This is a genomic window from Providencia rustigianii DSM 4541, from assembly GCF_000156395.1.
Lineage (GTDB): Bacteria > Pseudomonadota > Gammaproteobacteria > Enterobacterales > Enterobacteriaceae > Providencia > Providencia rustigianii.
In genome coordinates, this window is record NZ_GG703819.1 from 306,544 (window position 1) to 328,567 (window position 22,024).

The window sequence follows — 22,024 nt, forward strand, 5'->3', positions numbered from 1 at the left end:
CCATCCTGTTTGCTATGCATAGCGTAGGTTATAAGACTCTAGCGATGATAAAACCTATTAATAAACTGCGAGATTGGTGGATTAATCGAAACTAATCCTCAGTCTTGTCTCTATAATTTGCAGGGTAGCTAGACAACAATCAGCTAATCCCTAGGGGCTAAAATCACACTGCGGCTAGGGCTAGCTGACGTAATCGGTATTGCTACTGTGTAAAATTAATAGAAATTTTTATTCTTCAGCAGCAATCATTGAAAGGTAACCTTGAGCATCTATCAAATCTGCCAGTTGCGCATCATCCGTCATCTTAATACGGAAAATCCAACCTTCTTGATATGGAGATTCATTCACCAGCTCAGGAGAATCACTTAATGCATTGTTTACAGCAACAATTTCACCACTGATTGGCGCATAGATATCTGAAGCCGCTTTGACCGATTCAACAACAGCGCAATCGTCCCCAGCATTCACCACATCACCCACAGTCGGCAGATCAACAAATACCATGTCACCTAATGTTTCTTGGGCATGTTCTGTAATACCCACGGTATATTCACCATTACCTTCATCACGCAGCCACTCATGTTCACGGGTATATCTTAATTCTTTAGGAGCATTACTCATCTTTTGCCTCTCTTTTCATTCTGAGAATTTGTTTTTAAGAATATCGTTGTATTGTAAAACTAAACTAAAGGTTTACCTTCGCGAACGAAGCCCGGTTTAACTACTTCAACCGGCATTTCCCGATGGCGAATCTCAACAATTGCACTACTTTGAATATCGTTTGGCACACGTGCTAACGCGATACTAAAACCTAAAGTCGGCGAAAATGTTCCGCTGGTAATGACACCTTGCTGTAACTTGCCTAATTCGTCAGTAAAACGAATGACTTGTTCTGCACGCAAAATACCTTTTTCACGCATCACAATACCGACTAATTTTTCGGTTCCTTGCTCCCGCAGTTTTTCCAGCGCTTCACGACCAATAAACTGTCTATCTTGAGGTTCCCAAGCAATCGTCCAGCCCATGTTGGCAGCTAATGGCGAAATACTCTCATCCATATCCTGCCCATAAAGATTCATTCCTGCCTCAAGACGCAGCGTATCACGAGCACCTAATCCGGCTGGATGAACGCCTGCGTTTAACAGCTTACGCCAAAATTCAACCACCTGTTCCTTTGGCATCGCGATTTCATAGCCTTTCTCACCGGTATACCCCGTAGTTGCCACAAACAGGTCACCCGTTTGTACACCATAAAATGGCTTCATATCTTGAATCGCAGCACACTGTGCATCGGTCAGTAGAGAATGGACTTTTTGTTGGGCATGTGGCCCTTGAACGGCTAATAATGCCAAATCATCACGAACGGTAATTTCAACAGCATAACCTTTTGCGTGCTCTTCAATCCATTCTAAGTCTTTTTCACGAGTCGCTGAATTGACCACTAAACGGTAGAAATCATCATCGAGATAGTAAACAATCAAGTCATCAATTACGCCACCGGACGCATTCAGCATTCCTGTATAAAGTGCTCTGCCTTTGATGGTTAACTTTGCAATATCATTTGCGAGGAGATAGCGGAGGAAATCACGGCAGCCTTCGCCATGTAAATCAACAATTGTCATATGAGAGACATCAAACATCCCTGCATCGGTTCGGACAATATTATGTTCGTTGATTTGCGAACCATAGTGCAATGGCATCATCCAGCCATGGAAATCCACCATCTTTGCGCCACAGGCTATATGCTCATCATATAGCGTCGTTTGCTTTACCATGAATACCCTCTTTACATTATTTGTTTGATAGGGTGATTGCGTTGTGAATTAAGCGGCAACATCAAATATCTGATAACTATTCCACAAGACGCAAACCAGTCGATTTGATTCAAAACCAGTGGCACTCAAAATAGAATGCTATAAAAAAAAATAGGGTGACTTCCCTTCTGTATTACTGATTGCGCCACCAATTATCCAGCTATTTTTGTTAAATAATTGAGAACGATCACTCAATCCACATATATTCAGCCAATAACTGGTTACATTGTCATCAATAAATTTTTCATATTAAAAAAATCTTCAGGAATATACAGAGCGCCGAATTAGAAAAAGTAATCCGAAAAATGCGTATAATTAGTTTTTTTCAAGTGGAATAATCAGTGAAAAATAGATATGAAGATGAGATATCATCAAATAATGATGACAATTGAAATAAAAAAAACCTGAAAGTTAATATGTGCTTTCAGGTTTTAATCGTTGATGAGAAAAATCTATAGTAGGTTATCAGCCGGTAATTTTTGCAACCATTTCGGCATATCAGATAACCCCATGGCATGGTTCAATAACTGCGGTTTTATACCCGGTAGGCTATCCGCCAGAACCAACCCAATATCTCGCAATAACTTCTTAGCGGGGTTATTGCCCTCGAATAACTCACGGAAACCTTGCATACCTGCCAACATCAATGCTGCGCTATGTTTTCGGCTACGTTCATAATCACGTAAATAGAAATATTGACCAAAATCCTTCCCTTCACGATGCAATCGCTTAATTTCACCAATCAACATTGCCACATCCATAAAGCCTAGGTTTACCCCTTGTCCAGCAAGAGGATGGATGGTATGAGCCGCATCACCAAGTAATGCCAAGCGCTGGGCTGCAAATTGGCGGGCATAGCGCCCAGTTAATGGGATTGTTAGGCGCTCACTCTCTAATTGACACATTCCCAAATTAGCATCAAAAGCTACGGTCAATTCTTTTTCAAAATCGAGCTTCTCTAAATCTTGGCGACGCGCTGCGGCTAAATTAGGTTGAGACCAAACAATTGAGCATAAATGAGGGTCAGCTAGTGGTAAAAACGCGAGTATGCCTTCCCCATTAAATGCCTGACGAGCCACACCTTCATGTGGACGTTCAGTTCTTATTGTTGCGACTAATGCAGTATGTTCATAATCCCAAAAAGTTAATGGAATATCCGCATGGCTACGCAACCAAGAATTTGCTCCATCCGCACCAACAATTAAACGCGCAGTGAGCATATTGTCATCCTCTAGAGTGATAAATACATCATTCTCTCCCCAGACGACTTTTTTAATGGTTGATGGCGCTAATAATGTGACATCCCGAAGCTGGGATGCTTTATGCCATAAGGCATCACGTACAATATTGTTTTCAACGATGTGCCCTAAATGCGATACATTCTGCTGCTGAGCTGAAAATGAAATACGTCCAAAACTATGGTTATCCCACACTTCCATCCCAGAATAAGGTGCAGCTCTCATCCCTTGAATAGTGGGCCAAACCCCTAAATGGGTTAATAACTTCTCACTGGCAGCATTGATTGCCGATACCCGCAATGAATAAGGGTCTGAGTCTGAAAATCTATGTTTAGGTGGATGGTTTTCTATGATAGCAATACGCAAGCCACTGCCTTCTAAACCGCAAGCTAGAGCAAGTCCAACCATGCCGCCACCAGCGATAACCACATCAAACGATTGCATATTTTTATTCCTCTTTGTTTCGTGGTTATTTGTGTGCAACCCAGCCAAGTGTCTGACGGGCTAAAAGATCACGTACTGGCGGTAACATTTCCATCGCCATCAAGCCAAGATTACGCCCTACCGTCAACGGTAAGCAGCGATTGGCGAATAGACGAACCAAACCATCCGTCATCGTGACTGTTTTGTCGCGATCTTGAGCACGAATTTGTTGGTACTGACTTAATAGTGAATAACAACCAATATCCTGTTGATTTTCATGCGCCTTAACCACCAGCTCTGCAAGTTCTACCACATCGCGGATCCCAAGGTTAAAACCTTGTCCAGCGATAGGGTGCAGTGTTTGTGCCGCATTACCGACTAACACCACTCGATGACTCACGGGATTCAGGGCTTTTCTGAGAATAAGAGGATAACAGTTTCGTTTGCCGGCTTGGGTTATTTCACCTAATCGCCAACCAAACGCTTGTTGTAGCTTATGAATAAAGGTTTTATCGTCCCAAGCATTAATGACATCCGCATGTTCTTGATGATGGCACCATACCAACGAGCTACGACCTTCAGACATTGGTAGTAATGCTAAGGGACCAAATTCAGTGAAGCGCTCAAATGCGCGCCCTTGAGGATCGATCGCAGTTTTAACGTTTGCAATAATAGCGACTTGACCATAATCCTCTTGTTGCCATTGCATCTTACAAGCTTGCCCAATCGCAGAACGACTCCCATCCGCAGCAACCAGCAGCTCACCAGTAAGTTTATTTCCATTATCTAAGGTGACAGTGACACTCTCGAGTGAGCGTTCAACCTGTTCAACTTTAGCAGGGCAATGTACGGTCACGCCTGGCGCTTTACGTAATAAAGAAAATAATCGAGTTCCAGCCTCATGCAGTTCAATCACATTACCTAATTCAGCAATGTGATAGTCTTTCGCTTGAATATTGACAAACCCCGCATGGCCTCTATCCGAAACATGAACGTGATTAATTGGCGTAACGCAGTCAGCAAAAGCAGGCCAAATACCTATCGACGATAGATACTGGCATGTCCCATGAGCGAGAGCAATCGCCCTCGCATCAAAACCTGGATGCTTTCCTTCCGGTAATGAGGCTTCAATCAATGATACCGATACCTTGCCTTGGCTTAGCGACGAAATCGCCAGAGCTAACGTCGCCCCCGCCATTCCACCACCAACAATAATCACATTCATAGGTTGTTTATTACCTTCTATTGTTACTCTTACTGCTTCATTTAAGCATTTTTCGCTTGAGCCATTAGGGCTTCAATTTCATCAGGATCTTTAACCACTAAGTCTGTCAGATTTTCATTGCCATTTTCAGTGATCAAAATATCATCCTCGATCCGTACCCCAATCCCTCGATATTGAGGAGGTACATCAGCATCAGGTGCAATATATAATCCAGGCTCAACCGTTAATACCATGCCCGGCTCAAGGATGCGGTCTCTTTCAACACCATAAAAACCGACATCATGGACATCTAAACCTAGCCAATGGCTTAAACCATGCATAAAAAATGGCTGATAAGCTTTGTTTTCGATCAACTGATCGACGTCGCCCTGCAAAATACCAAGTTCCACTAAACCTTCGGTTTTAATACGGATGATTTGACGTGTTACCTCATGGATGCTGATTCCCGGACGGTATAGTTCCAACGCCTTATTTAAGGCGGCCAGAACAATGTCATAAATTTCGCGCTGCTCTTGGCTAAACTTACCGTTGACAGGGAAAGTCCGCGTGATATCGCCAGCATAACCTTCTAATTCAGCTCCGGCATCAATTAGCACCAACTCTCCATCTCTCATCTCACACTCATTTTCGGTATAGTGTAAAATACAGGCGTTTTCCCCACTTCCCACAATGGTGTTATAAGATGGGAAGCGCGCACCATGACGAGTAAATTCATACTCAATTTCACCACAAAGCTGATATTCGTACATACCTGGATGGCAAGTTTTCATCGCTCGGATATGAGCCAAAGCAGATATTTCACCGGCTTTGCGCATCAATTTTACTTCTTCATCTGACTTAAATAGGCGCATTTCGTGCACTATTGGACGCCAATCAATCAAAGTTTGTGGTGCTTTTAGATTACGGCGACTACCTCGTCGCAAAGTCTCTAATGCGGAAAAAACCAATTTATCAGCATAAGCAAACTCTCCTTGTGCATGGTAGACCACGTCTAAACCATTCAATAGCTGGTATAGCTGATCGCCAACCTCATCAAAAGGCAGCGCTTTATCAATACCCAGTTTTTCAGGAGCTGCTTCTTGCCCTAAACGTCGACCAAACCAAATTTCTGCGGTTAAATCACGGACACGGTTAAAAAGAACAGTATGGCTATGTTTTTCATCACTCTTAATCAACACCAAAACTGCTTCTGGCTCACTAAATCCAGTCAAATACAGGAAGTCACTGTGCTGACGATAGGGATATTCACAATCTGCATTGCGCTGAGCTTCTGGTGCTGAAAAAATTATGGCTGCACTTGCGGGCGCCATTTTTGCCAATAATGCATTACGACGAGAAATAAATTCCTGCTTATTCATACCGTTATTGCCTTATTATCTGAGTGATTAGATTGGTTGCCTACTTGATGTTAAACAAAATAATCAAATAGCAATCGCGTCAAATTGGATGAATCAAAGCCTTGACCATATTGCTCTCTATTAAATAAGAGAACGCTACGGTCAAAAACAATGATGCGATATTTATGGATTAGTGGAGAATAGGTTTCTTGTTCTCAACTACTGTTGGCACTTTATTTGGCTCGACCAGAGCAATGTAACAGAGCTGAACTGCAACTCTAACGTATTCAACAACCTCTTCTAATGCTTGCTCTAGCTCTTCTTGGTCTTCTTCTTCATCATAACCCAGCATGCCAATATTGCGTAAATCAGTGATAACCTCCGCAATTTCTTTTTGCTCCATGAGTTTTGAGTGAGACACTCCAATACCTAACAGAAAGTGATTAACCCAACCTGCAAGAGCGTCTGCATGATCAAACACGGAAGCGTCTTCATGAGGGAATAGCATATTAAAAGCAAATTCACTGTCATCAAGTGCTTCAAATGTAGAATCAAACAGCTCTCGTAATGGCTGAGCTACAGTTTGAGGAAACGCTAAACCATCATTAGCCAGGTCATGAACTAGCGTTTGCCAGCCATTTTCACGGCTTCCACCACAAATTAATCCCGTAATTAGACCGTGGATTTCTGCGGCAGTGAGTGCGATTGAGTGCTGTTGGAGTAGTTTGTCCAACGAGTCATAATTTGGTAAAGATTTTTGTATAGACATCTGAATTCGTCATGTTAGCTTGTGATTCGTGATATGCTACCACCAAGGATAGCCGCTAGACCAGCCTGCTTTTTTTGTCTGAGTTATTATTAGTTTATTTTTATTCTACACTAATAATATAACGCCACTGCCTATCTCAGTATAAGCTATGCGCAAATTAACAACATTTACGCCAAATTGCCCGTATTTTATTGGCGAAATTGATTTAGTATGGAGGAATCATGTCAGCACAACCCGTTGATATTCAGATTTTTGGGCGCTCTATGCGAGTAAATTGCCCAATTGAGCAAAAAGAAGCACTGCTAGAGTCAGCTAAAGAGTTAGAAAATCGTTTACAAAATCTGAAAGATAGAAGCGGTGTAACGAATACTGAGCAGCTGATTTTTATTGTGGCATTGAATGTCTGTCACGAATTAGCACAAGAAAAGACAAAAACTCGCGATTATGCTTATAATATGGAAGAGAAGATAAAAGTCTTGCAACAGACAATTGAGCAAGCGTTGCATGATCAGGTGAAGATCACTGAGAGGCGAGTATTGCCCCTAGAGTAAATACGCTTATTAATCAATCACTAGTGAAAAAAGAAAACAAAAAATTAGGTTGCATTTCTAATCTAATTTTGTAGAATGAAATCACTGGGTAACGCAAGTACTCAAAACAAATTTCTCTGAGATGCTAGTCAGTGGGTCAGTCCCCTGAGCCGATATTTCATACCAAACAGAATGTGGTTATTGCGCTGGTGAGCATGCCTGATTCGTCAGGAAGCCTAAAGGTTGCGAAATCGCGTTCACCTTGAACCAAGGGTTCAAGGGTTACAGCCTACAACGGCATCTTGGAGACCTCCCTTTTTTATTCTTTGTATTTCTCTGTGTTATCGAATAAAACACCTGCCAACCTATTCATTATCGTCAGTTACGATATACTGATTTTCAGACTTTTTGCCTTTCATCAAAGGGACTGATTATGACTGATACTCTCCAATCTCAGCGCCAACAAATTCGTAAATCAATTCGTGAAGCTAGGCGTAAACTTAGCGCCGAAATACAAAGTGATGCAGCACAGAAAATTATCCAACATATCTTGAACCATCCTAAAATTTCTCAAGCCAACACTATCGCTCTGTTCCTTTCATTTGATGGGGAAATTGATACTCGCCCATTAATTCACACGCTATGGCAAAATGGAAAACAAGTTTATCTTCCTGTCATTCACCCTTTCAGTCCTCACCATTTATTGTTTTTACGCTACACCCCAGAAACAGTGTTAGTTAAAAATAAGTTCAATATTGAAGAGCCACCGCTAAATGTGCTGGATGTTCTCCCCATTGAAAAATTAGATATTATGATGGTGCCGCTAGTGGCTTTTGATACCCAAGGTCAGCGTTTAGGAATGGGGGGCGGGTTTTATGATAGGACGCTAGCCAACTGGCAGAAAACGGGATTTTTCCCTATAGGACTCGCTCACGATTGCCAGCAAGTTGATAATCTACCAACCGCTCATTGGGATATTCCATTACCGGAAATTATTACCCCAAAAAAAATATGGCACTGGTCGATTTAAGGCTAAACCTTAACATGACCAGCACCATATAGACTGAATTAATTAAATTAGATTAAAACAGTAAACGCGCACGAATTGTGCCTGGTAGAGATTTTAATTTCAGCAAGACTTCATCCGCTTGCCCTGGAGATTGAGTCATAACATCAATCACAACATAACCGACATTACCTGACGTACGCAGATATTGTCCAACGACGTTAATATTGTTATCAGTAAACACTTGGTTGATGCTATTCATCATTCCTGGACGGTTTTCATGAATATGCAGTAAACGGTTATTATCATCCGTATGTACTGGCAGAGAAACCTCTGGGAAGTTAACCGCAGATAATGTTGAGCCGTTATCTGAATACTTCGCTAGTTTGCTTGCAACTTCTAAACCAATATTCTCTTGCGCTTCTTCAGTTGAGCCACCAATATGCGGCGTCAGAATGACGTTATCGAATTTAATCAGTTCAGAAATAAATGGGTCATTTGGATCATTATTAGCCGCAGGCTCCGTTGGGAATACATCTACAGCCGCACCAGAAAGTTTCTTACTTTCTAATGCTGCACTCAATGCAGAAATATCTACAACCGTACCACGAGAAGCATTAATGAATATTGCCCCTTGCTTGATTTGATCAAATTGCTCTTTAGCGATCATGTTCTTGGTACTGAACGTTTCAGGTACATGCAAACTAACCACATCACTCATTTTCAGCAATTCAGGTAAAGAACGAACCTGAGTCGCATTACCTAGTGGTAATTTGTTTTCAATATCATAGAAGTAAACATCCATCCCGATACCTTCAGCTAAAATACCTAACTGAGTACCGATATGCCCGTAACCAACTATTCCTAAACGTTTACCACGAGCTTCAAAACAACCTTTGGCTTGTTTTTCCCAGATACCACGGTGAGCCTGCATATTCGCTTCAGGAATTCTGCGTAACAACAGTAATAATTGACCGAGCACCATTTCCGCCACGGAACGGGTATTGGAGAATGGCGCATTAAAAACAGGAATACCGCGTTTTGCCGCAGCCTCTAGGTCAACTTGGTTGGTTCCGATACAGAAGCAACCCACTGCAACCAGTTTTTCAGCGCAAGCAAAAATCTCTTCCGTCAAATGAGTACGAGAACGGATACCAACAAAACGAGCGTCTTTAATTGCTTCTTTTAATTCTTCGTCTGATAACGCGCTTTTGTGATATTCGATATTGGTGTAACCCGCCGCTTTTAGGTTATCCACAGCACTTTGGTGAACACCTTCAAGCAGTAAAAATTTTATTTTGTCTTTCTGCAAAGATACCTTGACCATTTACCTTACCCTATCGCACTTAAATTTATGACAGATTAATTTCAGTATTAACTCAAAATAATTCAAGATGCACGTAAATGATTAAGTAGAGGCACCTTACGGGACTCCTCACATGCAGCTTGAAATAAAGTGAGAATACCAACATAGCAAAATCCAGCACAGTAGCAATACAATCGATTGCTTTAGTCATGCTAAAAAGTGTAAAGAAAAAGAAGTTATGTGGTGGAAAATCTGACGCGGTAACACAAAATAAGGATTTTGCCCATGCAATGGACATTTGTGTGAGATATATCACCAAAATAATAACAAATAAAAAAAAATAAAATAATTTAAAAATCGTGAATATTTATAAATATCGCTAGTAACATCCACATCTATATAAAAAATAAGCCAGCCGCTCTATCGCTGACTGGCTTATCCTTAAGTGAGATGAAAATTATAACTTAATGGTTTTTACGCCTTCGGCCGTGCCCATTAAGACAACATCCGCTCCACGATTTGCAAACAGACCAACCGTCACCACTCCAGCAATGCCATTAATTTTGTTTTCTAACGCAACAGGGTCTAGAATTTTTAAATTATGAACATCTAAAATCACATTACCATTATCAGTAATTACATTCTCACGGTAAACAGGTTGACCGCCCAGTTTAACCAATTCACGAGCAACATAACTACGCGCCATAGGAATGACTTCAACGGGTAAAGGAAATTTACCTAAAACATCCACTAGCTTAGATTGGTCAACAATACAGACAAACGTTTTTGCAATTGCAGAAACAATTTTTTCGCGTGTTAATGCTGCACCACCGCCTTTGATCATATTCATGTTGTTATCAACTTCATCTGCACCATCAACATAAACGTCTAAAGAATCAACGTTATTGCAATCAAAAACAGGAATACCCAAAGATTTGAGTTTTTGAGTTGAAGCTTCTGAGCTAGAAACAGCTCCTTCTATTTGCCCTTTCATTGTGGCTAGTGCATCAATAAAGTGGGAGGCTGTTGAGCCCGTGCCAACACCGACAATGGTGCCAGGTTTAACATATTCGAGTGCTGCCCAACCAACTGCTTTCTTTAATTCATCCTGAGTCATGCTAATGCCTTATGCTGATATATTGAGTCGTCATTAAATGGGGATGGTGAATAGTATATACCGGACATCTGGCAAGTTGCAGTATTGTTATCGGGGTTTGTGCTCTACTTCTTATGAAAAAGTAACCTATAGGAATATTTGCAGTGTTATCCGCAAAAATATGGCATAGTGACCGACAGAATAACAAGAAGGAGAGTTTTTGATGAAGCGCCCTGATTATCGCGCCTTGCAAGCACTGGATGCCGTCATTCGTGAACGCGGGTTTGAACGAGCAGCACAAAAATTATGTATTACCCAATCTGCAGTTTCTCAAAGAATCAAGCAATTAGAGAATCTTTTTGGGCAACCATTACTTGTGCGCACTGTTCCTCCACACCCAACCGAACAGGGGCAAAAACTGCTCGCCTTGCTTCATCAAGTTGAATTACTCGAAGAACAATGGCTTGGTGATGAAAATGGTGGCTCGACACCACTGCTTCTTTCCTTAGCGGTCAACGCCGATAGTTTAGCGACATGGTTTTTACCTGCATTGAATCCTGTATTAGGGAGCACCCCTATTCGCTTGAATATCCAAGTGGAAGATGAAACTCGAACCCAAGAACGCTTAAGACGCGGAGAAGTGGTTGGCGCTATCAGTATTCAACCCCAAGCTTTACCCGGCTGCCTTGTTGATAAGCTGGGGGCGTTAGATTATATTTTCGTCGCCTCCCCTGACTTCGCTGCTAAATATTTTCCTGATGGCGTTACTCGCTCATCATTACTCAAAGCTCCAGCAGTTGCATTTGACCATTTAGATGATATGCACCAAGCGTTTCTCCAACAAAATTTTGGGCTATCACCGGGAAGTGTCCCTTGCCATATCGTTAACTCATCAGAAGCTTTTGTTCAATTGGCAAAGCAAGGCTCAACGTGCTGTATGATCCCGCACCTGCAAATTGCAAATGAATTAGAACACGGTGAATTAGTAGATTTAACGCCAGGGCTATGCCAGCGACGTATGCTATACTGGCATCGTTTTGCACCAGAAAGTCGGACAATGAAAAAAGTCACTGACGCCCTACTCAAAACTGGGCGCCAGATGTTAAAGCAAGATAATGAAATTCTCGCGGAAGATTAACGCTTAATTTCAAATACCACGTCAACTTGATCGTTAAAATCAATGCTTTGTTGCTCATAGGTCTCATCAACATTGAGATCTTGAGCAGCCGCTTTCATACTTCCTGCAGAACTTCTTAAAGCCATAGGATAAGGTACCGCTGATGGCGCATTATAATTGATACTATAAATTGGGCCTAATTGAGTATTAAAGCCTTTAGCTAACGCTTCAGCTTGCTGCTTAGCATTATTCATCGCTTGGCTTCGAACTTCATCACGATATTTTTGTGGATTATTAACCCCAAACTGCACAGAATTAATCTCATTTAATCCCGCAGATAATGCTCCATCCAATAATGTATTAAGTTGCTCCAGCTTAGTAACCTTGACCTCAACAGAACGCACTGCAGTATAACCAGTCAATGTTGGTTTTGACATTTTACCGTAATCATAACGAGGTTGAATACGCACATTTGCTGCATTAATATCCTGCTTTTCAATACCATTTTTCTTTAAAAATTCATAGTATTGTGCGACTCGTTTGTCTGCTTCAGCCTTAGCTGCCGCCGCATCTTTATTTGTGACTTCAACATTAATATTTAATGTCGCCATATCTGGAGCCACTTTAATTGCTGCATTGCCGGATGTCGAGATATGTGGTCCTTCAGGTACCGCATTCGCCAGAGACAAGGTAGGAACCGCAAGACCCGCTAATAGGGCAGCAACAACGATAGATTTTAATTTCACAGAACCTCCCAATGGTATTTTTCTCTACAATATAAAGAAAGTTCATCATAAACTTCCTTTGAATAGGTTTTACATTATCACACTCAACTTAAACTTCGACTCAGAATAGTGCTAATTAATATCCCAACCCATGTTTTGCTAATTGGAATGCAATAAACCACATTACGCATCCAACGAAGAGATTAATAATCCGCTGGGAACGAGGCTTATTCAGTATAGGAGAAAACCAAGCTGCTAACATTGCCAATAGGAAAAACCAAATAAATGATGCCGTCAACGCTCCAGCTGTAAACCATGGACGTAATTGGCTTTCAAGCTGACCACCAACACTACCCAATACAACAAACGTATCTAAGTAGACATGGGGATTTAGCCAGGTTACAGCAAATAACGTCGCAATCACTTTCCATCGAGTGATCACTCTACCCTCTAGCTGTAACACGGAATCATCGGGAGTTATTGCGGTACGAAATGCGCCGTAACCGTACCAAACTAAAAATACAACTCCAGCCCAAGTAATCAATGTCATTAATAATTCAGACTGACTTAATAATGCACTTCCCCCAAAGACACCTGCGATGATTAAAATCGTGTCACTTAATGCGCATAATAATGCACTCATTAGATGAAATTGCTTACGGCTACCTTGCTGCAACACAAATGCATTTTGTGGACCTAATGGCAATATCATTGCAGCCCCTAACAGAGCCCCCTGAATATAAATCGTAAACATGCAATTTTCCAAAATAATTATTCATTTAATTTTAAGGAATAATATCGATAAAAAATTATTAGCGAAAATGATTAAATCTAATAGACCATAAGCAATACTGATAAGAATGACTGTCTGAACGGGGATAAATACAGATAAAAAAATGGCGCTATTTAAATTAGCGCCATTTTCTATTTAAACCATGATAGTTTATTCAGCTGAAATACTTTTTACGGTCGTATTGGCTTGATGTAAATGTACATCCATTTGAGGGAATGGAATACCAATATTATGCTTGTCTAACGCACGTTTAAAGTTTTCCATTAAATCCCAATAAACAGGCCAAGTATCACCGTTAACAGTCCAAAAACGAACAAGGTAGTTTAATGAAGATGGCGCCATTTCATTTAAACGAATGGTCACACCTAAATCGTGCATAATTCGTTTGTCTGCTGCAACAATGTCACCTAATATTTTTTTAACTGTATCAATATCAGAATCATAAGCTACACCAACAATGATATCTTGACGGCGATTCGGTTCACGAGTGACGTTGATGATACTGTCACCAATAATTTTACCGTTTGGGATAACGACAATACGGTCATCCGCCGTTTTTAGTGTTGTTGAGAAAATTTGTACACTTTGTACTGTACCGTCAATCGCACCAATTTTAACAAACTCACCCGCTTTTAGCGGTCTAAAGACTACGAGTAAAACGCCAGCTGCAAAGTTACCTAATGAGTTTTGTAATGCTAAACCAACGGCTAAACCGGCAGCACCCATGACGGCAATGACAGACGCTGTTTGTACGCCAATTTTGCCCAGAACAGCAATCAAGGTGAAAGCAATAATCGTGTAACGTGCAATAGCAGACAAGAATTCGCTAACTGTTGCGTCAATTCCTCTTAAGGTCATTACACGATTTAATCCGCGACTAACCCACTTCGCTATCATCATACCTACAATCAGAATCACGACTGCAGAAACGATATTGACGATATACTGGATTAACAGATCTTGATTAGCAACAAACCAACTTGTGGCATCATTCAAGGCACCTGTAACATCATCAGTATTCATATACTTATCCTTTTTAATTTAAAATTTAGCCTAATCAGGCTCTTTCAATTAGATTCTTCATCCAAAGAACTCTTATTAACTCATTGAGCAATACATTCAAAATAATAGCTATAAAATGTAAAAATATAAAATAAATTGATACTGAAATGTAATTTCACCGATTTTCAATAACAAATTCTCGATAGTCATCTAACATTCCGAAGAAGTCATCAACGCCACAAAATGCAATGCTTTCATTGTCATAGTAGCTCATACCCTCTTCAAGTCCCTCGGTTTCAAAAACCAGTTGGTTAGCACGGATCATCACTTCTTCGTCGTCTAAAATCAAAGTGTACTCGTGCCCAATAAATTCCCACTGATTTTCCGTGCCTTTTATCAATTCATAATTTTCTGCGATGGTATCCAATAAACTGAGGTCATTTTTAATTTCCTCATTTAACCAATAGCCAATAGCTTCATGATCCATTGAAAATTTGGCTGTAATACTTCCTGTAATGTCTTTCAAAAATTGATAGTCCATATGCAATACCTCACACTTTGCGTCTTTATTTCAGTATAACGCGAGATAAGGAATATAGGAGAGTGGTTTTATTGCCTCAAAAAAGCAAAAGGCTCCACAAGGGGAGCCTTTGAGTAGTTTTACTGACTAATTAAACTGTGGTTTGAAAAATCACACCATCGGCTTTCTCAGTGTATTGATCCAGTCGGTCAAAATTCAGATAACGGTAGGTATCTTCTGCCGTTTCATCGACTTTATTCATAAACTGTTGGTATTCTGCAGGTGTTGGTAAACGACCTAACAAAGATGCAACCGCTGCCAACTCCGCTGAAGCCAGATATACGTTAGCACCTGTTCCTAAACGGTTAGGGAAGTTACGGGTTGAAGTAGAAACTACTGTCGCACCGTCGGCTACTCGTGCTTGGTTCCCCATACACAAAGAGCAACCTGGAACTTCAATGCGTGCTCCACTCTTACCAAATACACTGTAATAACCTTCTTCAGTTAACTGTGCTGCATCCATTTTCGTTGGTGGCGCAACCCATAAACGCGTCGGTAATTGACCTTTATGCGTATCTAATAATTTACCTGCAGCACGGAAGTGACCAATGTTAGTCATGCAAGAACCGATAAAGACTTCATCGATTTTTTCATTTTGAACATCAGACAGTAAGCGAGCATCATCAGGGTCATTAGGTGCACACAGAATTGGCTCTTTGATCTCACTCAGGTCGATTTCAATCACAGCGGCATATTCTGCATCAGCGTCACCTTCCAGTAGCTCCGGATTCGCTAACCAATTTTCCATGCCTTTAATACGACGTTCCAGCGTACGACGGTCACCGTAACCTTCCGCGATCATCCATTTCAACAGAACGATGTTAGATTGTAGATATTCAATGATTGGGTCTTTATCCAGCTTGATCGTACAACCAGCCGCAGAGCGCTCCGCTGAAGCATCCGCAAGTTCAAAAGCTTGTTCAACTTTCAGCTCAGGTAAACCTTCAATTTCCAGAATACGACCAGAGAAAATGTTTTTCTTACCTTTTTTCTCAACCGTCAGCAAACCATCTTTGATGGCATACAGAGGGATCGCATGAACGAGGTCACGTAATGTGATACCCGGTTGCATTTGACCTTTAAAGCGAACCAATACAGATTCAGGCATATCCAGTGGCATCACCCCTGTTGCGGCAGCAAAGGCTACTAGGCCAGAACCCGCAGGGAAAGATATACCAATAGGGAAACGAGTATGAGAGTCTCCACCAGTACCGACCGTATCTGGCAACAACATACGGTTTAACCATGAGTGGATAATACCGTCACCGGGACGCAGAGAAACCCCACCACGATTCATAATGAAATCAGGTAAAGTATGGTGCGTGGTCACATCAACAGGTTTTGGATACGCGGCAGTGTGACAGAATGACTGCATGACAAGATCCGCAGAGAACCCTAAGCATGCTAAGTCCTTCAATTCATCACGCGTCATTGGACCGGTTGTATCTTGAGAACCGACTGAAGTCATTTTTGGCTCGCAATATTCACCAGGACGAATTCCCTGACGACCACAAGCACGACCTACCATTTTTTGTGCTAATGAGTAGCCACGATTGCTTTGTGCAACCGGTTTAGCTTGACGGAAAATATCTGTTGCGCCCAAACCTAATGATTCACGCGCTTTGGTTGTTAACCCACGACCGATAATCAGAGGGATACGACCACCAGCACGGACTTCATCAATTAATACATCAGTTTTTAACTCAAATGATTCTAGTAATTCGTTAGTTTCGTGGTTACGAACTTCGCCTTTATACGGATAGATATCAATGACATCACCCATATTCAACTTAGAAACATCAACTTCAATTGGTAATGCTCCCGCATCTTCCATAGTGTTAAAGAAGATTGGTGCAATTTTTCCACCAAGCACCACACCGCCACCGCGTTTATTTGGCACGAATGGAATATCGTCACCCATAAACCACAGTACGGAGTTAGTTGCTGATTTACGTGAAGAGCCAGTACCGACAACATCACCAACATAGGCTAGTGGGAAACCTTTTTTAGCCAGCTCTTCAATTTGCTTAATCGGACCTACATTGCCAGCCTCATCAGGGACGATACCCTCACGCGCGTTTTTCAGCATCGCTAAAGCATGCAGAGGAATATCTGGACGAGACCACGCATCTGGAGCTGGTGATAAGTCATCGGTGTTGGTTTCACCCGTCACTTTAAAGACGGTTACTGTCATTTTTTCAGCTAATGCTGGACGTTCTTTAAACCACTCTGCATTAGCCCATGATTCGATAACCTGTTTCGCATAGGTATTTCCAGCTTTAGCTTTTTCTTCTACATCATAGAAGTTATCGAACATCAATAAGGTGTGGGAAAGTGCTTTGACTGCGATAGGCGCTAATTTAGCGTCATCCAGCGCATCGATCAGTGCGTGAATATTGTATCCACCCTGCATGGTGCCTAGCAGTTCGATTGCTTTTTCAGGGGAGATAAGAGGGGAGGATGTTTCACCTTTTGCAATTGCGGCTAAAAATCCAGCTTTAACGTACGCGGCTTCATCAACACCTGGGGGAACTCGGTTGGTGAGCAGGTCTAACAAGAAATCTTCTTCACCTTTGGGTGGGTTTTTCAGTAACTCTACCAGTGCAGCTACCTGTGACGCATCTAATGGCTTAGGGACAATCCCTTGAGCGGCACGCTCGGCTACGTGCTTACGGTATTCTTCTAGCACGACGTTCTCCTCGCTTCTTTGTTATTTATATACCCGGCTGTCTGCACCATTCTGACAAAATTATCATCCGGTGCCAGGTCAGAGGAATTTGCTCACATAATCTCAATGGCGATAAAATTATGTCCAGCTTCGGGCGATCAGCATAGCAGAATTTAAACGTAATGTTAATTCATTCACAATAAAGCAACATTCATCTACTAACTTTACCCGTTAACATCAATTTCGGGTGATTTTTAAGCTTGAAATATCATAATCCATCATAAAAAACTCATAAAACCCTACTTTTTATAATCCATTTTACGACTTAAAGCACCCTAATTAGTGTTTTTTTCCATCCCTTATCACAAATTATATTTAATAACTCATTTTTATTTATCTTACTAATTGATAAGGCAAATCATTGCGATTGGTTTAAATTTTCTTAAAGGATTTTATGGGGTTAATTGGTCTTTTTAGTTCAACCAGATTATTGAAGGGAAGTAATAAAAAAGAGCCTACGAAGATCTAGGCTCTGAGTCATAACTAATGTTAATTAGTTAGGTTCATTTTCAGCTAAGTAGCGAAGAATCGCTGAGATATTTTTTAAATTGTAGCGGACTAAAATATCTTTTTCTTTAGCCTCGCATAGCATCTTATAGTCATCTTCTAGCTGCCCTATATCTAGCTGCTGTGGATCATTATAAATGTTATAAAGAGATTCAGATGGTACATTCCAATAAAAATCAGAATCCAGCTTAATGCTCTCTATTCCATGCTTTTTCATTTCATCGAAGATTGTATTGATTATCTCTTCAAGTACATTGAGGTTTATATTCATGAAAAATCATCTATTAAGAATATAGAACTCTATAATAAAGTTAGAATATATCTCTCACATTCTAATATCTGAAGTATTCTATCCTTGATAATCCTCATATTCCCAAAAGCTAAAGCGACTTAATTTTAGTGATGCTTTTGACCAATCAGAATCATCACATAACCTAATTTTTTGTTCTAGCTGAGTTAATATTTGATCATAGTCATATTCTGCAACGATAATCATCCCTTTTCCAAATAATACATTATTCTTGATTAACTCTTGTTGAAGCCAATTTGGAGTGCATATAAACCAATCAAATGATTCAGCACCTTCATGATTTTCGGGCCCAATCATCGTACGAACCCAACTACCAAAGTTTTTAGGATTGTCTGGCCAATAACAAACTAGGCTATCTTCTAATTCAAGAGATCTAAGTGATTTCAGTTTTATGTTCATTTTATGATATCCAAGTGTCCATTACTAATAGGCCTACCCGTTGGTGTTAATTTTTGCTCAAAATTTGCTTGAATACCCGTAGTTGAATACTGACTATTAGGCTTAAATGAAGGTGGGCGATAAATTCTAAGTCCATCTGAGCTAACCCAAGAAGTACCATCCCTAGAAACTCTGAATCCATTACCTACCCATGCTTCTCCAAGAATGTTGGCATTTTCAGATGTTGCCTGTCCTAAGTTAAAATTTCCTTTATTACCTCTAGCTGCATCTCTTAATATACCAATTCCTTCTTCTATAGGCATTACATTACGATTTAAATTTATTTTTTCGTGGGCATAATTTTGAACTCTTGAATGAGCTTCATCCTCAGGCCCCCAGCCATCCGGTGTGCCTGAACCAGTGCCACCTAATTCAACTTTATCTGAATTTGAAAGATCTTTTCCAAGATTGGGATTTTTAGCTCCCTTATCCAAATCCGATGCACAAGCAAATCCAAAGGTACATTCAAATGTTTCTGCTAGTTTATCGCCAGCCGCATTAAGCTTATTTTCAATTGCTTGAGCAAAATTGGAATCTATTCTTATTTTTTCATCAGATACGGAGCTTCCATTGTGTACAGGGATTACCGGTGTTGGAATTGTTAATAGACTGCTTTCAGTAAAGCTAATTTTAATGTTTCTTAATTCACTTTCATTAGACTGAATTTCTTTTGTTAGTCTAGTATGTCTTTCCTGAGTTGCTAGCAGATAATTTCTTGCTGATAATTCTGCATTTCTCTCAATGGCATTATAAAAAGGTTTAGGATCAAAAAAATTTAATTTTGGTATATCTATAGGTCTATCATCAAAATTATCTGAAAGTAAGCGATCTCTATCTTGTATTGAACTAAATCTAACATTTGTAGTGATATTAAGATCTGACGCTTTAAAAACCCATTGATAATTACATGGGTATCTCTCCGGGTCAGTCATAAATTTCCATTCATAGCTTTTCTCTAAATTACTTTTTTCTTCTTTTAGCTCGCTTATTTTATTTGAAATCTCCTGATGATTTAATATTAATTTTTCCTGAAGAGATAGTTCTTGTGGTGATGGCAATGGTGTATTTACTGTATCTTCTGATACTATATTTTCTCGATTTACATCTCTATCTCTAGATATCTCCGGCCTATAATTATCATTTTCTATAAGCCTTGTGATAGTCTTCAAATGGTCATATTGATCATTTATACTATTATTATTAAAAGCATAATCACCATTAAAAAAATCATCATTCGTTATATCAGTAAAATTAAAAGGGGCTGGATTAGCATAAACAGTCATTGTATCTATATAGAGCATAATTAACATCCTTGTTGTTATTTAAAAAACAGCAAAGAAGTTAAATTTAAAATTTTTTATAGTCAACCAAGTGTAAATACTAAAATTATAGCAATTATAATATTTATATAATTAAGAAAATAAGTTAATACTGTTTATTAATTAAAATAAAAAAGACCAAAACATTTCTGCTTTGGTCTTCGATTCGCTTACTTTTCGCTAAAAAAGAAAATTACTTTTTCTTTTTCGCTTTTGCGTTTGGTAAGTCAGTGATGCTACCTTCGTAGATCTCTGCCGCCATACCAATTGATTCGTACAGTGTTGGGTGAGCATGGATAGTCAATGCTAAATCTTCAGCATCACAACCCATTTCGATCGCTAGGCCGATTTCGCCAAGTAATTCGCCACCGTTAACACCAACAACTGCACCACCGATAATACGGTTAGATTGCTTATCGAAAATCAGCTTAGTCATACCTTCAGAGCAGTCAGATGCAATTGCACGACCTGATGCAGCCCATGGGAATGTTGCTGTTTCGTAGCTGATGTTTTTCTCTTTCGCTTCTTTCTCAGTTAAACCAACCCATGCAACTTCTGGTTCAGTATAAGCGATTGATGGAATCACTTTTGGATCGAAGTAGTGTTTCAGACCAGAGATAACTTCTGCTGCAACGTGGCCTTCGTGAACACCTTTGTGAGCCAGCATTGGTTGACCAACGATGTCACCGATAGCAAAGATGTGCGGTACGTTAGTACGCATTTGTTTATCAACATGGATGAAACCACGATCATCAACTTCAACGCCTGCTTTACCTGCGTCTAAGTTCTTACCGTTAGGTACGCGACCAATTGCAACTAACACAGCGTCGTAACGTTGTGGCTCTGCTGGCGCTTTTTTACCTTCCATAGAAACATAGATACCGTCTTCTTTTGCTTCAACAGCGGTAACTTTAGTTTCTAACAGTAAGTTGAATTTTTTGCTGATTTGTTTTGTGAATACTTTAACCACATCTTTATCTGCCGCAGGGATAACTTGGTCAAACATTTCAACCACATCAATTTGAGAACCTAGTGCATGGTAAACAGTACCCATCTCTAGTCCGATGATACCGCCACCCATAACCAGCAGACGCTCAGGAACTTCTTTCAGTTCTAATGCATCAGTTGAATCCCAAACACGTGGATCTTCATGAGGAATAAATGGTAATTCAATTGGACGTGAACCCGCTGCAATGATCGCATTATCAAAATTGATAGTGGTGCTGCCGTTTTCACCTTCAACAACCAGAGTGTTAGCGCCAGTGAATTTACCTAGACCGTTAACAACATTAACTTTACGGCCTTTAGCCATACCAGCTAAACCACCTGTCAGTTGGGTGATAACTTTTTCTTTCCACAGGCGAACTTTGGAGATATCCGTTTTTGGCTCACCAAACACGATACCGTGCTCAGCTAATGCTTTAGCTTCTTCGATAACTTTAGCAACGTGTAATAATGCTTTAGAAGGGATACAACCTACGTTTAAACAAACTCCACCTAGAGTTGAATAACGCTCTACCAAAACAGTCTCTAAACCTAAGTCAGCGCAACGGAAAGCCGCAGAATACCCTGCAGGGCCTGCACCAAGCACAACGACTTGGGCTTTAATTTCAGTACTCATCATGACCTCTTTTTGTTTTGTCCAGCGGGGCCGCCGAATAAACGAATTTTCCACTGGTAAAGTACACACCGCAAGCAGTTTACAGAATTGTTAACATCCTGAAAAGGCTGAATACGTGATGTAACTCCCAACCTTTCGTT

General features: G+C 40.4%; 20 protein-coding genes and 1 other RNA gene. 4 read left to right on the forward strand and 17 right to left on the reverse strand.

The window, feature by feature from the left end; all coding sequences use genetic code 11:
* Positions 1 to 228: 228 nt before the first annotated feature.
* The 6 genes from gcvH to PROVRUST_RS11375 form a co-directional block, all read right to left on the reverse strand.
* Complete coding sequence (gene gcvH, locus PROVRUST_RS11350) at positions 229 to 621, reverse strand: glycine cleavage system protein GcvH (RefSeq protein WP_006814960.1); 393 nt, start codon at positions 619 to 621, stop codon at positions 229 to 231.
* Positions 622 to 680: 59 nt separating this feature from the next.
* Positions 681 to 1,775 carry a glycine cleavage system aminomethyltransferase GcvT gene (gene gcvT, locus PROVRUST_RS11355; protein ID WP_006814961.1) on the reverse strand — a complete coding sequence of 365 codons (1,095 nt, stop codon included), beginning with the start codon at positions 1,773 to 1,775 and terminating at the stop codon, positions 681 to 683.
* Positions 1,776 to 2,266: 491 nt separating this feature from the next.
* Positions 2,267 to 3,496 (reverse strand): FAD-dependent 2-octaprenylphenol hydroxylase, encoded by a 1,230-nt coding sequence (ubiI, locus tag PROVRUST_RS11360; RefSeq protein ID WP_006814962.1) that lies wholly within the window; start codon positions 3,494 to 3,496, stop codon positions 2,267 to 2,269.
* Between the two features lie 25 nt (positions 3,497 to 3,521).
* Entirely contained in the window at positions 3,522 to 4,700 is a 1,179-nt protein-coding gene (gene ubiH / locus PROVRUST_RS11365) for a 2-octaprenyl-6-methoxyphenyl hydroxylase (RefSeq protein ID WP_006814963.1), read from the reverse strand.
* 41 nt (positions 4,701 to 4,741) lie between these two features.
* Positions 4,742 to 6,058: a Xaa-Pro aminopeptidase gene (gene pepP / locus PROVRUST_RS11370; protein WP_006814964.1), complete on the reverse strand. Its 1,317-nt coding sequence runs from the start codon at positions 6,056 to 6,058 to the stop codon at positions 4,742 to 4,744.
* 169 nt (positions 6,059 to 6,227) lie between these two features.
* Positions 6,228 to 6,806, reverse strand: coding sequence for a YecA/YgfB family protein (locus tag PROVRUST_RS11375; RefSeq protein ID WP_006814965.1), 579 nt, complete (start codon positions 6,804 to 6,806; stop codon positions 6,228 to 6,230).
* A 221-nt stretch (positions 6,807 to 7,027) separates the two neighbouring features.
* Here PROVRUST_RS11375 and zapA point away from each other — a divergent pair, with 221 nt between their 5' ends.
* From zapA to PROVRUST_RS11385, 3 genes are all read left to right on the forward strand, one after another.
* The gene (gene zapA, locus PROVRUST_RS11380; protein ID WP_006814966.1) at positions 7,028 to 7,357 is read left to right on the forward strand and encodes a cell division protein ZapA; all 330 of its coding nucleotides are present in this window, start codon (positions 7,028 to 7,030) and stop codon (positions 7,355 to 7,357) included.
* Positions 7,358 to 7,467: 110 nt separating this feature from the next.
* Positions 7,468 to 7,649, forward strand: a non-coding RNA gene (ssrS, locus tag PROVRUST_RS19340) — 6S RNA.
* 120 nt (positions 7,650 to 7,769) lie between these two features.
* Positions 7,770 to 8,366: a 5-formyltetrahydrofolate cyclo-ligase gene (locus tag PROVRUST_RS11385; RefSeq protein WP_006814967.1), complete on the forward strand. Its 597-nt coding sequence runs from the start codon at positions 7,770 to 7,772 to the stop codon at positions 8,364 to 8,366.
* 52 nt (positions 8,367 to 8,418) lie between these two features.
* On the opposite strand, the gene serA is transcribed toward PROVRUST_RS11385, so the two are convergent.
* The gene (gene serA, locus PROVRUST_RS11390) at positions 8,419 to 9,669 is read right to left on the reverse strand and encodes a phosphoglycerate dehydrogenase (RefSeq protein ID WP_006814968.1); all 1,251 of its coding nucleotides are present in this window, start codon (positions 9,667 to 9,669) and stop codon (positions 8,419 to 8,421) included.
* A gap of 436 nt (positions 9,670 to 10,105) precedes the next feature.
* Positions 10,106 to 10,765, reverse strand: coding sequence for a ribose-5-phosphate isomerase RpiA (rpiA, locus tag PROVRUST_RS11395; RefSeq protein ID WP_006814970.1), 660 nt, complete (start codon positions 10,763 to 10,765; stop codon positions 10,106 to 10,108).
* Between the two features lie 202 nt (positions 10,766 to 10,967).
* Here rpiA and PROVRUST_RS11400 point away from each other — a divergent pair, with 202 nt between their 5' ends.
* Positions 10,968 to 11,882, forward strand: a complete 915-nt coding sequence (locus PROVRUST_RS11400) for a LysR family transcriptional regulator ArgP (RefSeq protein ID WP_006814971.1) — start codon at positions 10,968 to 10,970, stop codon at positions 11,880 to 11,882.
* Here the strand turns inward: PROVRUST_RS11400 and PROVRUST_RS11405 are convergent.
* The 9 genes from PROVRUST_RS11405 to lpdA form a co-directional block, all read right to left on the reverse strand.
* A complete protein-coding gene (locus PROVRUST_RS11405; protein WP_006814972.1) occupies positions 11,879 to 12,607 on the reverse strand; it encodes an oxidative stress defense protein in 729 nt (242 codons plus the stop codon). The genes PROVRUST_RS11400 and PROVRUST_RS11405 overlap by 4 nt on opposite strands.
* Positions 12,608 to 12,722: 115 nt before the next feature.
* Positions 12,723 to 13,340: an arginine exporter ArgO gene (gene argO / locus PROVRUST_RS11410; RefSeq protein ID WP_006814973.1), complete on the reverse strand. Its 618-nt coding sequence runs from the start codon at positions 13,338 to 13,340 to the stop codon at positions 12,723 to 12,725.
* A 189-nt stretch (positions 13,341 to 13,529) separates the two neighbouring features.
* Positions 13,530 to 14,402, reverse strand: a complete 873-nt coding sequence (mscS, locus tag PROVRUST_RS11415; protein ID WP_006814974.1) for a small-conductance mechanosensitive channel MscS — start codon at positions 14,400 to 14,402, stop codon at positions 13,530 to 13,532.
* 154 nt (positions 14,403 to 14,556) lie between these two features.
* A complete protein-coding gene (locus tag PROVRUST_RS11420) occupies positions 14,557 to 14,922 on the reverse strand; it encodes a YacL family protein (RefSeq protein WP_006814975.1) in 366 nt (121 codons plus the stop codon).
* A 130-nt stretch (positions 14,923 to 15,052) separates the two neighbouring features.
* Positions 15,053 to 17,650, reverse strand: a complete 2,598-nt coding sequence (gene acnB, locus PROVRUST_RS11425; protein WP_006814976.1) for a bifunctional aconitate hydratase 2/2-methylisocitrate dehydratase — start codon at positions 17,648 to 17,650, stop codon at positions 15,053 to 15,055.
* Positions 17,651 to 18,182: 532 nt separating this feature from the next.
* A complete protein-coding gene (locus tag PROVRUST_RS11430) occupies positions 18,183 to 18,467 on the reverse strand; it encodes a hypothetical protein (protein WP_006814977.1) in 285 nt (94 codons plus the stop codon).
* 78 nt (positions 18,468 to 18,545) lie between these two features.
* Complete coding sequence (locus tag PROVRUST_RS11435; RefSeq protein ID WP_006814978.1) at positions 18,546 to 18,905, reverse strand: immunity 8 family protein; 360 nt, start codon at positions 18,903 to 18,905, stop codon at positions 18,546 to 18,548.
* A complete protein-coding gene (locus tag PROVRUST_RS11440) occupies positions 18,902 to 20,245 on the reverse strand; it encodes an adhesin (protein ID WP_181875024.1) in 1,344 nt (447 codons plus the stop codon). Before PROVRUST_RS11440 ends, PROVRUST_RS11435 begins: the two co-directional genes overlap by 4 nt.
* Before the next feature lie 211 nt (positions 20,246 to 20,456).
* Complete coding sequence (gene lpdA / locus PROVRUST_RS11445; RefSeq protein WP_039855129.1) at positions 20,457 to 21,884, reverse strand: dihydrolipoyl dehydrogenase; 1,428 nt, start codon at positions 21,882 to 21,884, stop codon at positions 20,457 to 20,459.
* Between the last annotated feature and the right edge of the window lie 140 nt (positions 21,885 to 22,024).